This is a genomic window from Sorangium sp. So ce693, assembly GCF_051521375.1.
GTDB classification, from domain to species: domain Bacteria; phylum Myxococcota_A; class Polyangia; order Polyangiales; family Polyangiaceae; genus Sorangium; species Sorangium atrum.
The window spans coordinates 5,017,378-5,031,090 of sequence record NZ_CP150347.1 but is presented as its reverse complement, the minus strand read 5'-3'; the positions used below and the strand labels follow the sequence as shown (position 1 = coordinate 5,031,090).

The following is a 13,713-nucleotide window of genomic DNA, read 5'->3' as shown; positions in this document are numbered from 1 at the left end:
CCGGAAGGTGGGCCGCGGGAAAGCGGCGCGAAAATCGAACGGCTCGGGCTGCTACATGTAGGAGGCGATTGTACTCTTCGATGCCGGTGAGAAGGGCAACAATCTGGCCGACCCCCGCGGGTTGCGGTACCCTTATTGTCGAGGGGGCTCGCGCGATCGGATGACCGACGAACCCAGGGTCAAGGGGGTGGCGTTTCGCTCCGTCTATGCGAGCTTTGGCAAGCTGCGCGGCGAGCCTGTCCAGAAGCTCAGCCTCGATGCGATGTGTGAACCGCTGCGCGACGGCATCCGCTATGGCAGCCTCGTCTCCACTGGCTGGTACCCGATCGCCTGGTACAAGGACCTGTTCCAGGCCATCCGGCGCGCCAGCGGCGAAGGCAAAGAGCTCATCCACCAGATTGGCCGCCAGTGTACCCACGACGACATGAGCGGCATCTACAAGGTCATCGCGAGCCTCATCTCCCCTTCCACCCTCTTCTCCCTCGGCCAGCGCGTCTTCTCCAACTACTACTCCGCCGGCCACGTCCGGGTCCTCGAATCCCGCCGCGGCTTCACCCGCGCTCTCTGGATCCACTGCCACGGCTTCGATGAGAACATGTGGACCGAAGTCATCGGCTCCTGCGAGCAGCTCCTCGTGATCGGCGGCGCCAACCATGTCCGCCAGCGCATCATCGCCGGCGGCGGCGACAACGACGATCACCTCGAGTTGACAGCACACTGGAGCTGAGGCTCTGCGGCGAGCGTCCGTGAAGCGATCGCGGCCACGCAGGGCCCCTGCAGGCAGCGCCCCATGAAACGACGCGTTCACGTGGTTTTGCCTGAAGGATCGGCAAGCTCGGCGGCATCCATGCGGCAGGAGACGATCTCGATGAAGCTAGCACAGCCCGCGGCGGCCACCCGCGCGAGCACCCCTCGATTCCTGGCCTTCCTTCTCTCGACGGGCATGGCGCTCGCGGGGTGCACCACCGAGATCGCCGTCATCGGTCGCGACCTCGGCGCCACGACGTCGTCGTCGCCCGCCTCGTCCTCGTCCACCGCCGGCGGTGACGACCCCGGCATCCTCGATCCCGGCGCCGGCGGCGGCTCCGCCCAAGGCAGCGCCGGCGCCGGCGGAGACGAGCGTTGCGAGCCGAAGCTCGCCGGGCTGGTGCGCGACTTCAAGGCTTCCGGCTCTCCCGGCGGGCACCCCGATTTCGAGTCGTTCGTGGGCGACGGCCTGAAAGGGATCGTCAAGCCGGAGCTCGGCCCCGACGACAAGCCGGTCTATGCCCATGAGGGCAGCACGGAGCAGACGACCGGGCCCGAGGCGTTTTATCAATGGTATCACGACGACCCCACGGTCAACGTACGGATCCGGTACGACGTCCCTCTCGAGCTGAGCGACCGCGGCCTCGGAGAATTCGCGGCGCCGCAGTTCTTCCCGATCGACGATCAGGGGTGGGGCAACGAGCAGCGGGAGCACAACTACGGCTTCACCTACGAGCTCCACATGACGTTCGAGTACCGGCCCGGCGGCGTCTTCATGTTCGTCGGTGACGACGATCTCTGGGTGTTCATCAACAGGCGCCTCGCGATCGACCTGGGCGGGCTCCACGTCTCGACCCCGGCGCAGCTCGATCTCGACGCGAACGCCGAGGAGCTCGGCATCGAGCCCGGCAAGGAGTATCCGCTCGACTTCTTCTACGCGGAGCGCCGCGGCGGAGGGTCGAGCTTCACGATCATGACGTCGTTCAAGTTCACGAACTGCGCCCCGATCCTGAGGTAGCGCCGAGCGCGCTCACGTGCGCCTCGAGGCTCAGCCGCGCGAGCGGGCAGAGGCGCCATTGCTCGTCTCACGGCTTGACCTCGCGGCCGACCTTCCGGCAGACTCCCGCGCCTCGATCGCCTATGCCGCACAAAGTCTGCGTCGCCGCGCCGTTCGCGCTGGCGTCCGCCTTGCTCCTCCATGCCGAGGCCGTCCGCGCGTCGGGCGCGCTGGAGATCACCGGCGCTCCCACGAGCGCCAACGGGCTGAACGCACGGGTGCTCGCGCGGGGACCCGAGGCCACGTTCTTCAACCCGGCGCTCCTGCCGTACGCGGCGGCGACGACGCAAGCGGGCTTCTTCGTGCTCGTCACCCACGGCGACATCACCCTCGCCCCGCGCCCTCCGGGCGTCGACGTGCCCGAGTCGGTGTACGATGGCCAGATCCGGAATCCGGACGGCTCGACCTCTCGGCTCACCCACCGGCCCATGCCGGGGTCGAAGCTCCCGAGCCCGCGGGCTGACACGCGCGACCGGCAGACCAACACGTACGCGACCCTCGGGTTCGTGAGGCCGCTCTACGAGGACCGCCTCGTCCTGGGCTTCTACGCCCTGCTGCCGCTCAGGAGCTTCCAGGAGCAGCGGGCCTTCTTCGCCGACGAGCGCGCGCAGTACTTCTCGAATCGGCTGGAGTTCGAGCTGCTGGGAGATCGCTTGTCGGTCACCAGCCTGGCCGTGGCGATGGCGGGCCGGATCACCCGCTGGTTATCCGTGGGGGCGGGGGTCGACGTCACGATCGGCACCAGCGCGCGGACCGCCGTCCACGTGCCCGACGCGAGCGACCAGCGGACCGCCCTCATCAACCCCGACGTGGAGGTCGAGAGCGTCTTCGCTCCTTACTTCGCCTTCGCGACCAGCCCAGCCCCCTGGCTGCGCCTCTCGGCCACGCTCCACCTCGCCTCGGCGTCGGACACCGACGGTGAGAACAGGATCCGCTTCTGGAATTACACTTATCCGGAGGGCGAGAGCTCGGTCCCGCAGGCCTATCGCTTGACGCTCGGCCACCAGCCGACGCGCGTCAGCGTCGGGGCATCGGTCACGGGCCCGCCGAGCGAAGAACGAGGGGGCGAGCGCGCCGCGCGCTCGAAGGGCCCGGCGCTGCCCGCCTGGGAGATCGGCGGGCACGCGCTCCTGACGCGGTGGTCGGAGTACCGCGATCGGCACGCCGAGGCCCCGCCCGATCCGTGGTCGAGCACGGTGTCCGTGGGGCTCGGCGGCGCGGTCGTGCTGGGGAGCCGCAGGCTCTCTGCCGACGTGGCCTTCACGCCGTCTCCGGTGCCGGACCAGACCGGCAGGACCAACCACGTCGACAACGCGCGCCTCGCGGTCGCCGCCTCGTTCGAGACGCCGGTGTCGCTGTTCGGCGCCGACTTCGGGGTGGGAGCGTTCCTGCACGGCCAGCTGCTCGTGCCCCGGGAGGTGTCGAAGAGCCCGTCCGCCAGGAACCCCGTGTTCGACGAGGTCCCCGACAACCTGGTCGACATCGTGAGCGGCGAGCCGCTCGACGGCATCGACGGGCTGCAGACGAACAACCCAGGTTATCCCGGCTTCTCCAGCGGCGGGTGGCTGGCCGGCGCCGGCTTCATGCTGCGACTGCCCGAGTGAGCCACACAGCGAAGCCGGCGTCCTCTTGATCGATCGGTGACCCGGCGGCGCTGGGTCACGCGGCGCGCCGCGACCGCCGGGAGGGGCTTTACTGGAAGAGCGTGTCGGCCCTTTCCCTGATCCAGGCGCAGTCCACGTCGTCTGGTGTGCGGACCATCACGAAGGTGCTGTTGCACTCCTCCGGATCGGGATACGTCCTCGAGGCGGCCATGGTCGCCTTGAGGCTCGCAGGATCCGTCTCGAGCACGCTCTGCTCCGACACGAACCCGAGTCGACCCTCGATGCGATCGGTCGCGACCGCAGCGCCATCGAGCTCGGTCCGCGCCCGCTCGGCCACGTACACCGACCCGTCGATGAGCCCCTGGAGCTGAACCGTCATCCCCGGGTGTCCATCCTCGTCCTGATCGACGACGCGAGCGTCCGCCGGATCCGTGGGCAGCTCGTCCTGCGTCGGGTCGTCGAGCGCCGCTCCGATGACCTCGTGGAGGGGCCCGAGCTCGTAGCGGAGCCCCCCTTCGCCCGCCGCGAACGTGCCCTCGCGGGTCACCGGCGCGAGCGCCCCGCGGAAGCTGTCCGGGATGACGGCGTGCACGATCGCGTCCGGGTCCTCGGTGTAATGGTCGCAATATGTGCCCTGCAAGGAGATGGCGTCTCCATTCTGCTGCTGCGTGATGAGCATCACGCTGACGATGCGCGTCTGGAACGGCGGGAGACCCTGCGCCTGTGTGAGCTGCGACCCGATGGCGCGGTACGCCCAGGTGCCGGAGACATCCGTGACGTCCGGCGCCGCGGTCGGAGCGCAGCCCGGGGATTCCCCGCCCGCACCACCTCCCGTCCCCGCGGAGCCCGTGCTCGTCGTGGCGCCCGTCGTCGTCGCGCCCGCGTCGTCAGCAGGATCCGATCCGCAACCCAGGAGGGGCAAGGCAAGCAATCCAACGAACAGGTTGTACCTCATCCAAAGCTCCATGCATCGCTGGCCCGCGCGTCGAGGCGGCCGTGAAAATGGCCGCTTCCGGTCGTCCATGGCCAGCTCGCCCGCGTTCGGACGACCGGCGCGGTTGTTAGCATGAGCGCGCGCGCTGGAGGTGCGCCGACGCGCCTGCTCCTCATTTTTTCCGCCGCATCCCCATGCGCACGGCGAAGAGCAGCGCGACGAGCGCCGCGTAGCGCAGAGGCCCCGTCGCGTCCTTGTTGCGCAGAGGAAGCCCCGAGCACCTTCACAGCGCGACCCCGCCAGGGAGCCGTGTTTCTGGCAGGGACCGCGCCAGAGCTCCGCTCGCGACACCGACCTGCGCATCCAGCAACTTCCAGCATCTCGCGCAGGGCGCCTTGGACGACCTTGTCCTCGAACGCCGAGATTTCATTGGACGCCGCCGGGCGTCATGGCTCTCCGCCCTCAGCTCTCTTTCCCGATTCCATTCTCCACTTCACGGAGGTCTATCACACGATGAGGGTCGCGACCGACCGGGTGTGTGCGCGGCATGTGGACGGATCGGATCCGGATACTATATAATGAGCGTCGGCGTAGCCTCGCCGGCGCGAGAGGACGCTTGCGTGGTCCTGCGCCCATCTCGACTCGATTGCACCAGTACCACATCGGGGGACGACATGACGTACATCAGGAGACACACGGCGCTGCTGGCGATATTGGCCACGACCGGGATCATGGGCTGCATGACGGCAACCGGATCGAGCGACGAAGCGACGGGGATGAACGAGGAGATCGTCGAAGAGGCCTCGAGCGCCCTCACCCGGGCGCCCATCTATGCGGGGCCGAATGTCTTTGTCCGGCGTGTCTTTCTGCGCTTCACCCCCAACGCCAACGGCCCGGTGGCCATGGCCGTTCAGGTCGGCGCCATGGTCAGCCTCGTCTGCCACACGAGAGGCGATTATGTGAATGGCAACAACCTCTGGTACAAGCTCGACAATGGCTACTACGTCCCCGACGCGGCGGTATGGACGGGTACCAACTACCCTGTCGAAGCGCCCTGCGTAGACTAGAACGGCGTTCCCCAAGTTCGTTCCAGGTCCCCTCGCCTCGAGAAGACCATGGTGCCGTCGTCCACCGGGCCGAGCTTCATCGCGAGCAGATCGAGCACGTAGTTCTGGCGGAAGTACCACGGCGCCTTCGATCCCTGCTTGGGCAGGTGGTCCGCCGAGCGCCGCACGTAGCCCGACGTCAGGCCGAGCAGCGGCCGAGGATCGGGGACGGATTCGTCATGGCGCGGCAAGCACTGCCGGTAGCCGTGGCGATCCATGTGGTTGAGCAGCCGGCAGACGTACGTCGAGGCCAGCTCCGCGCGGAGCGTCCACGAGGCGTTCGTGTAGCCGAGGCAGAGCGCGAAGTTCGGGACGCCGCCCAGCATCAACCCCTTGTAGATGAACGACCTGCCGGGATCGAGGACGTCGCCGTCGACGGCGATGCGGATGCCGCCGCAGAGCAGGAGCTCCAGGCCCGTCGCCGTCACGATGATGTCCGCCTGGAGCTCCTTGCCCGACTCGAGCAGGACGCCGTTCTTCGTGAACGTCCGGATGCTGTCGGTGACCACCGAGGCGCGCCCCTCCTTCACCGCACGGAAGAGATCGGCGTCCGGCACGAGGCAGAGGCGCTGATCCCACGGATCGTAGCGAGGGTTGAAGTGTGTATCGATGTCGAAGTCGGGCGGCAGATGCCTGGCGACGCCGCCGCGGAGCATCCGCCTGGCCAGCTTCGGCGCGCGTTGACAGATCTGGTAGATGAGCAGGCTGAGCGCGACGTTCTTCCAGCGGGCGACGCGGTGGGCCATCCGCTCCGGCAGGTGCTCGCGGATCGCGTTCGCTATCGGGTCCTCCGAGGGCAACGAGGCGATGTAGCTCGGTGAGCGCTGGAGCATCGTCACATGTGCTGCGTCGGCGGCCATCGCGGGCACAAGCGTCACGGCCGTGGCGCCGCTGCCGATGACGACGACGCGCTTGCCCCGGTAGTCGAGATCCTCCGGCCACTGCTGGGGGTGCACGAGCTGTCCCTGGAAGTCGTCGCGGCCGGGAAAGGTGGGCGTATACCCGCTCTCGTAGCGGTAGTAGCCGCTGCAGATATAAAGGAAGCTGCAGGAGTAACGGACGAGCTCCTCGCCTGGGCCGACATCCACCTCGACGGTCCACCGCGCGTGCTCCGAGGACCATGACGCGGATCGAACCCGGTGATTGAACCGGATGTGCCGGTCGATGCCGAGCTCCCGGGCCGTGTCGCGCACGTAGTCGCGGATCGAACTCCCGTCCGCGATCGCCTTGGCCTCCTTCCAGGGGCGGAAGGAATAGCCGAGCGTGAACATGTCCGAGTCCGAGCGGACGCCAGGGTAGCGGAACAGGTCCCAGGTACCGCCGATCGCGCTGCGCCCCTCGAGGATCGCATACCGCTTGCCCGGGCAACGCGTCTGGAGGTGGTAGCCGGCGCCGATGCCGGAGAGGCCGGCGCCTACGATCAGGACGTCGAAGTGCTCGGTGGACATGCTGGGTTCCGGGGGCGAGCGCCGTGGCGCTCCAGGACCCGAGCATAGCGTGGCGGTTCACGGCTGAGCTCGGCGCCACGAGCACATTTCGGGGCGCCGTGCGGCGGCGGCGCGGCGGCGAGGAGGCGCGCCAGCGCGCTGCCGGGCGCTGGCGCGTGGGTGATCAGGTCGCCGGCGCGCCGCTCGCCGCGGGCGTGGCCATCCCTGCCGCCTCGCCGGCCGCCGGCTTCGCCGAGGCAGCGCCCGCCGGCCGGCGGGTGAAGAGCCCCGCGACGAACGCCACGAAGGCCGCGACGCCGACGATGAACAGGCTGTCTCCGACGAACCGCATCCAGCGCAGGGCCTCGAGGACCGGCTGCTGCAAGAACTCCGCGCTCCGCGCGTACCACAGCCCGCGCTCGACGCTGGCCCACGCCTGCGCGAGCCCGATCGGCAAGAGGCTCAGGAGGATCATGAGGCCGAGGCCGCCGTTCATCCCCCAGAACGCCACCCGGAGCCGCGCCTCGTTCCACACCGCGTCGGGGCGCAGGCGGCGGAGCATCGCCAGCACGAGGCCGAGGGACAACAGCCCGTAGACGCCGAAGAGGGCGGCGTGCGCGTGCACGGGGGTCGTGTTGAGGCCCTGCATGTAATAGAGGGCGATCGGCGGGTTGATGAGGAAGCCGAACACGCCCGCGCCCACGAAGTTCCAGAACGCGACGGCGACGAAGAACTGGATGGGCCAGCGATAGGCCTGCATCCACCCGCTCCGGTGCTGCATCTGCCAGGTCTCGTGCGCCTCCATCCCGACGAGGACGAGCGGCACCACCTCGAGGGCGCTGAAGCTCGCGCCGACCGCCATCACCGAGACCGGCGTGCCGCTGAAGTAGAGGTGGTGGAACGTGCCGGGGATGCCCGAGATGAGGAAGATGCAGGTCGACAGGATCGCCGCCCGCGCCGCGCTGTCCGAACGCACGAGGCCGAGCCGGGTGAACAGGAACGCGATCGCCGCGGTGGCGAACACCTCCATGAACCCCTCGACCCAGAGGTGGACGACCCACCAGCGCCAGTACTCCATGACCGACAGGTGCGTCTTCGCGCCGTAGAAGAGCCCCACGCCGTAGAACATCCCGATGGCGACCGTGGCGCCGGTGAAGAGCAGCACGATGTGCCGGCTCATGTCGCGCCGGGCGAGCGCGGGCCAGAGCGCGCGCAGCATCAGGAAGAGCCAGAGCGCGAGCCCGCCGAAGAGCGCTATCTGGAAGGCGCGGCCGAGGTCGACGTACTCGTACCCCTGGTGCCCGAACCAGAACGAGGTCTCGAGCGAGAAGCGCTGCTTGATCGCCAGCCACTCTCCCGCGAGCGAGCCGAAGACCACGAGGACGAGCGCCCCGAAGAGGACGTTCACGCCGAGCCGCTGCCCCCTCGGCTCACGCCCGCCCACCGCCGGCGCGAGGAACAGCCCCGTCGCGAGGAACGCGGTCGCGATCCAGAAGACGCCGAGCTGGACGTGCCAGGTGCGCGTCACCGCGTACGGCAGGATCTCCCCGAGCGGCAGCCCGAAGACCTCGTTCCCCTCGACGGTGTAGTGCGCGGTCAGCACGCCGAGCGCGACCTGGAGCACGAGCAGCGCGACCACCACGACGCAGTACTTCCCGACCGCCCGCATCGACGGGGTGAGCACCCACCCCGCAAGCGGATCGCGCGCCGGCGCAGGGTCCGACGGCTCCTCGCCGCGGCGGAACGCGTGGTACCAGACGAGCGCGCCGATCCCGGCGAGCAGCAGGACGATGCTCACGATCGACCAGATCACGTTGGCGCTCGTGGGGACGTTGCCGACCAGCGGCTCGTGAGGCCAGTTGTTGGTGTAGCTGGCGCCGGTGCCAGGGCGCTCCGCGGCCGCGGCCCACGAGGTCCAGAAGAAGAACGCCGTCAGCTTGTCACGCCGCCCGGCGTCGGGGACCGCGGCCGTGTGCAGCGCGTAGCTCTCGCGCAGGCCGGCGAGGCTCGGCTCGTCGCCGAAGAGCGCGCGGTAGTGCGCCGCGGTCTCCTCGATGGCCAGCGCGCGATCCTCGGGGACCGTGAGCGCGCCGGTCGCGGCGTCGTAGCCGTTGTGGCGCATCGTCCGCTGGAGCCGCGCCTTGAGCGCGGCCTGCGCCTCGTCCGGGAGCGACGCGAACGGCGCGCCGTGCTCTCGCTGGCTCCAGAGCGCGAGCTGCGCCTCGGCCTCGCGATGGAGCCAGTCCGCCGACCAGTCCGGCGCCTGGTAAGCGCCGTGCCCCCAGACGCTGCCGACCTGCTGTCCGCCGATGCTCTGATAGACCAGCTGCCCGTCCAGGATGTCGTCCTTCGTGAGCAGCACCCGGCCGGACGGCGTCTCCACCCGCTCGGGGATCGGCGGGGCCTTGCGGTACACCTCCCGGCCCGTGAAGCCGAGTATCAAGAAGCCAGCGGTGATGACGGCGGCGAGCGCCAGCCAGAGTCGTCGTAGGTTATGCATAGCGACCTCGTTGTTCGCGTGAGCCCCGGCGCGCCCGCGCCTCCGCGGCGCGACATCGGGAGCTCCGGCCGTGACGCCGGCCATGAAGCAGGCGCCGTGCCTCGCGCGTGCCCCCTTGTTTTCGCGGCGCGCGGCCATGCGCCGGAGGCGGGGGGCGCACCGTTTGCACGAAGGCGCACCCGCGGCTCGACCTCCTCTGCCAGAGCGAGGCCAGGACGCGTCGCGCCGGAGACCGCGGCGGCGCGCGCGAGCCGGCTCTTCAGCGCGCGCGAGCCCCGGCGCCGACAGGCTCGGCCTGGGCGCCGCCGCTCGCCGGCGGGCGGCGTCGCGGGCGCCGGGCGCGAGCCTGGGCCTACCGTCGCGCCGAGGCCTCCGGCTGGGGTATCCTCGGCCGCGCGCGCCGCTCCCCTACCCCGGCGCCGTCGCGGAGGCCCTCCCCATGTTCAAACGCATCGCGCACGTCTGTCTCAACGTGAGAGATCTGCAGCGCTCGGTCGACTTCTACGGCAAGCTCGGGTTCGCCACCAAGTTCCGCTTCACCCGAGAAGGCGCGCCGTTCGGCGCGTACCTCGAGATCGCCGCCGGCAACTATGTGGAGATGTTCGAGGACCGGAACCTCGGCGAGGTGGTCAATACCGGGATCGTCCACTTCTGCCTCGAGACCGACGACATGGACGCCGTGATGGCGACGCTGAGGAGCCGCGGCGTCCCGTTCACCGAGAAGAAGCTGGGCTGCGACAACACGTACCAGATCTGGCTGGCGGACCCCGACGGCAACAAGTTCGAGGTGCACCAGTACACGCCGACCAGCACGCAGTACACCGGAGGGGTGATCGAGGCGGACTGGTAGCCGCCGGCCGCAGGGCGGCAGCGGGTTGGACGGAGGGGCGCTCCCTCGCTTGCACGTGGCGAGGAGCGAGGAGCTCGGCGGGCTCATCGGTTGAGAGGCGCGGTGGACAGAGGAGCAGCCGAATGGCAACCAGAGTCCATGGACAACCGAAGATCATGCCGCCGGTGGGCCCGGCGCGGGGCGGCTCAGGTGCTCTTGGTCGGCGCCGGCGCGGGCGCGCTGGCCTCCTGCTCGCCCAAGCGCGCCGAGGTCACACCGCAGCCAGCGCCCACCGACAGGATCCTCACGGGCGCCGACGCGCTGGGCGACTGGACCACGGACGCGCCGGGCGTGAAGCGCAAGATCACCGTCGCCGACCTCTCCGCGCCCAACGAGGGCGAGTCGGTGAACAACAGTCCGAGCAAGGCAGATCGTCCAGCCGGTGTGTTCCCCAAAGTCCCGTCGGGATTCACCGTCGTCGAGCTCGCCACGGGTCTTGAGAAGCCGCGCGTCGTGCAGGTGGCGCCGAACGGCGACGTGTTCGTGGCCGAGAGCGCGGCGGATCGGGTGCTGGTGCTCCGGGACACGGACGGCGACGGCAAGGCCGATCTCCGCAGCGCCTACGCCGAGGACCTCAACCGCCCCTTCGGCATCGCCTTCTATCCGAGCGGCACCGAGGCGCCGACGCACGTTTACATCGCGAACACCGACAGCGTGGTGCGGTTCCCCTACAAGGCGGGCGACACCAGGGCCAGCGGCCCGGCCGAGGCGCTCGTCACCAACATCCCCTCGGGCAGGGAGGCCGTCGGCGGCGGCGGCCACTGGACCCGCGATATCGCCTTCAGCAAGGACAACCAGCGAATGTTCGTGTCCGTGGGCTCCCGCTCCAACGTCGATGACGACGACAGCGAGATCCGGCGCGCGTGCATCCTTTCCTTCACGCCCGACGGCAAGAACGAGGCGCTCCATGCGTCAGGCATCCGCAACCCGGTCGGCCTGGCCATCGAACCGGCGACGGGCGCGCTCTGGACCAGCGTGAACGAGCGCGACGAGCTGGGCGACAACCTGGTCCCCGATTACGTGACGCGCGTGCAAGAGGGCGGCTTCTACGGCTGGCCCTGGTACTACCTCGGCGCGCACCAGGATCCGCGGCACGAGGGCAAGCACCCCGAGCTCCGGGACAAGGTCATCGTGCCGGACGTGCTGATCCAGTCGCACTCGGCCTCCCTCGACCTGTGCTTCTACACGGGCCAGCAGTTCCCTGCCGACTACCAGGGGCACATCTTCGCCGCGGAGCACGGCTCGTGGAACCGCTCGAGGCGCACCGGATACAAGGTGATCCGCATCCCGGTCAAGGACGGCAAGGCGGCAGGGTACTACGAAGACTTCATGACAGGCTTCGTCACGAGCACCGGCGACGTGTGGGGTCGCCCGGTCGGCGTCGCGGTGGCCAAGGACGGCGCGCTGCTTGTGACCGACGACCAGAGCAACACCGTGTGGCGGGTGGCCTACGGCAAGTGAGACCTGGATGGGGTGCGGCCGGCGGGACCCTGGCAGGGTCAGGAATCCCGCCAGGGTTTGCTGCACGGCGAGGCGAGGCGCGGCGCGGGCCATCACCCGCGCCACACGCCCGCTCAGTAGGTCTCCGCGCACACGCCGTAGCCGCACGGATGGACCATGAAGGCGCCGGCGACGGCGCTTCGCGAGCCCGGGAAGGTCGCGAGCGCCGCCCCCGTCTCGATGTCGTAGAGGACGCCGTCGTAGCGCGAGTAGAGCGCCGTCGCCGAGACCGGCAGGATCCCGTAGTCGTCGTCCGAATCCCCGGAGTCGGTGCGGATGGGGATCCTCGGCAGCGGCGGCGCGTCGACCGGGTTGCCGAGCTCGTCGTAGATCGCGGAGGCCTGGCACGTCCAGCGGCTGCTTTCGAAATTGCGGATGTACGACTGGACGAGAACGTGGGTGTCGTCGAGCCAGCCGATCGCGCAGCCGGGCACCACGTTGACGAGCGCGCCGTCGTCGTAGAACTGCGTGAACCCGCAGCCTTCGGAGGGGGCGGAGTCCGTGACGACGAAGTGGTGACCGTCGGGGGAGACGAGCGGCGCCGGCCGGTGTCCGGTGTCCTGGAAGAGCGGCGCGCTGCCCGCCCAGTCGCTCACGACGCGCTCCGTCCTGTGCTCGTCGAGGCGGTAGGTGCATCCGACCGTGCTTCCGTCGAAGGACATCGAGAAGTCTTGAATCACCTGCCCGCGCGAGAGCGAGGCGAGCTGCGCGCCGTCCGGCAGCGAGAAGAGCCGGAGTGATTTGTCCGTGACCAGCGGATCGAAGGCGGCGCGCGCCGCGAGCAGGCTACCGTCCGCCGAGAGCAGCACCTTGTTGCTGTGGAACGGAACGACCGCCGAGGGCCCGGCGTCGAGCGCAGCCGTATCATAGAGGAGCGTCCTCCCCGAACCCGTCGCGAGGGCCACGTGCCCCGAGGGAGAGCCTGCGACGGAGTGGAGCGCGCCGCAGCCGAGCAGCCCCGAGCCCTCCGGATCGGTGAGGGTGCCCTTGTACGAGATCGCGCCGTACGCGTTCGAGACCGCCAAGCGTAGGTCCTTGTCGATGTCGACGCGGGTGTTCTGGATCAGCGGCGGCGCGTGTTCGGTCAGGGTCACCTCGGGGCCGTCGAGATCGATGATGTCGAGCCTCGACGATTGCGTGTGGAGCAAGGCGAGCGCACGCTCGGTCGGCGCGAACGTGTAGCGATAGTCGGCTCGGTCAGGGTACTCGGCGACGGGGACGGCTCCGCCTCCGACGCGATAGACCATGAGCGGAGAGTCCGCTCTGTTGTCCGCGAGCATCCAGAGATAGTCGCGCGTCCCCGCGAGTTGCTTGAGCGACGGCAGGTTGACGATGCCCTCCTGGATCGCCGCCTTCGAGTACACGCGCACCGTCGTGCCGACGGTGGTGAGAAATCGCTCGCCATCCTGGAACCAGGAGTGGAATGTGCCCGAGAGCTCGGGGGTGACCGTGGGAGGCGAGCCATCGGCGGGGAGCACGGCGACGCTATTGTGCAGGGGGCCCAAAGGCGCCGGTGCGATCCGCAGCGCGTCCGGCGCCGCGTAGACGTCGCCGTGGTGGCTCACCGCTGCGGACCAGCGCTCGACCCCCGCGTTGCTCCAGAGCGTGATCGTGCTGGTGGACTGGCGGCGCGTCCAGGCGTAGCTGCCGTCGCTCGCGAGCCCGGCCTGATCGTACTCGGTTGTCACGGAGGCCAGGACGGAGCCGTCGATGGCGCTGCGCAGCTCGAAGGCGCGCGTGGGGTCCGTCTGGATCAGCACCATGTTGCCGCGGAGGACCACGCCGCCCGGCAGCTCGAACGGCGGGATCCCGAACAGCGGGTCGCCGGGGTCGAGGCCGCCCGGCGCGTGTCCGTCGGCGATCGCAGCGCTGGAGTCGGTATCCCAGAGCATCCAGCGATCGTAGTCCCAGCTCAGCACGCGGCTCCCGGAGACGAAGAGCCGGGTGAG

Annotated in this window: 10 protein-coding genes; 6 read left to right on the top strand and 4 right to left on the bottom strand. The window is 69.4% G+C overall.

What is annotated here, in order from left to right; all coding sequences use genetic code 11:
* Window positions 1-160 precede the first annotated feature (160 nt).
* From WMF14_RS18800 to WMF14_RS18790, 3 genes are all read left to right on the top strand, one after another.
* Complete coding sequence (locus WMF14_RS18800) at window positions 161-727, top strand: hypothetical protein (RefSeq protein WP_437802730.1); 567 nt, start codon at window positions 161-163, stop codon at window positions 725-727.
* Between the two features lie 141 nt (window positions 728-868).
* Window positions 869-1,765 (top strand): fibro-slime domain-containing protein, encoded by an 897-nt coding sequence (locus tag WMF14_RS18795; RefSeq protein ID WP_437802728.1) that lies wholly within the window; start codon window positions 869-871, stop codon window positions 1,763-1,765.
* 122 nt (window positions 1,766-1,887) lie between these two features.
* Window positions 1,888-3,408, top strand: coding sequence for a hypothetical protein (locus WMF14_RS18790; protein WP_437802726.1), 1,521 nt, complete (start codon window positions 1,888-1,890; stop codon window positions 3,406-3,408).
* An 88-nt stretch (window positions 3,409-3,496) separates the two neighbouring features.
* Here the strand turns inward: WMF14_RS18790 and WMF14_RS18785 are convergent, their stop codons facing one another.
* The gene (locus WMF14_RS18785; RefSeq protein ID WP_437802724.1) at window positions 3,497-4,363 is read right to left on the bottom strand and encodes a hypothetical protein; all 867 of its coding nucleotides are present in this window, start codon (window positions 4,361-4,363) and stop codon (window positions 3,497-3,499) included.
* 653 nt (window positions 4,364-5,016) lie between these two features.
* On the opposite strand from WMF14_RS18785, the gene WMF14_RS18780 reads away from it, so the two are divergent.
* Window positions 5,017-5,409 carry a hypothetical protein gene (locus WMF14_RS18780; protein WP_272098555.1) on the top strand — a complete coding sequence of 131 codons (393 nt, stop codon included), beginning with the start codon at window positions 5,017-5,019 and terminating at the stop codon, window positions 5,407-5,409.
* On the opposite strand, the gene WMF14_RS18775 is transcribed toward WMF14_RS18780, so the two are convergent.
* Both WMF14_RS18775 and WMF14_RS18770 read right to left on the bottom strand, forming a co-directional pair.
* The gene (locus WMF14_RS18775; protein ID WP_437802722.1) at window positions 5,406-6,896 is read right to left on the bottom strand and encodes a flavin-containing monooxygenase; all 1,491 of its coding nucleotides are present in this window, start codon (window positions 6,894-6,896) and stop codon (window positions 5,406-5,408) included. The genes WMF14_RS18780 and WMF14_RS18775 overlap by 4 nt on opposite strands.
* A 163-nt stretch (window positions 6,897-7,059) precedes the next feature.
* Complete coding sequence (locus WMF14_RS18770) at window positions 7,060-9,375, bottom strand: nitric-oxide reductase large subunit (protein WP_437802720.1); 2,316 nt, start codon at window positions 9,373-9,375, stop codon at window positions 7,060-7,062.
* Between the two features lie 439 nt (window positions 9,376-9,814).
* On the opposite strand from WMF14_RS18770, the gene WMF14_RS18765 reads away from it, so the two are divergent.
* Entirely contained in the window at window positions 9,815-10,225 is a 411-nt protein-coding gene (locus WMF14_RS18765) for a VOC family protein (RefSeq protein ID WP_437802718.1), read from the top strand.
* A 138-nt stretch (window positions 10,226-10,363) separates the two neighbouring features.
* The gene (locus WMF14_RS18760) at window positions 10,364-11,725 is read left to right on the top strand and encodes a PQQ-dependent sugar dehydrogenase (RefSeq protein ID WP_437802717.1); all 1,362 of its coding nucleotides are present in this window, start codon (window positions 10,364-10,366) and stop codon (window positions 11,723-11,725) included.
* A 113-nt stretch (window positions 11,726-11,838) separates the two neighbouring features.
* Here the strand turns inward: WMF14_RS18760 and WMF14_RS18755 are convergent, their stop codons facing one another.
* A complete protein-coding gene (locus WMF14_RS18755) occupies window positions 11,839-13,656 on the bottom strand; it encodes a hypothetical protein (protein WP_437802715.1) in 1,818 nt (605 codons plus the stop codon).
* Between the last annotated feature and the right edge of the window lie 57 nt (window positions 13,657-13,713).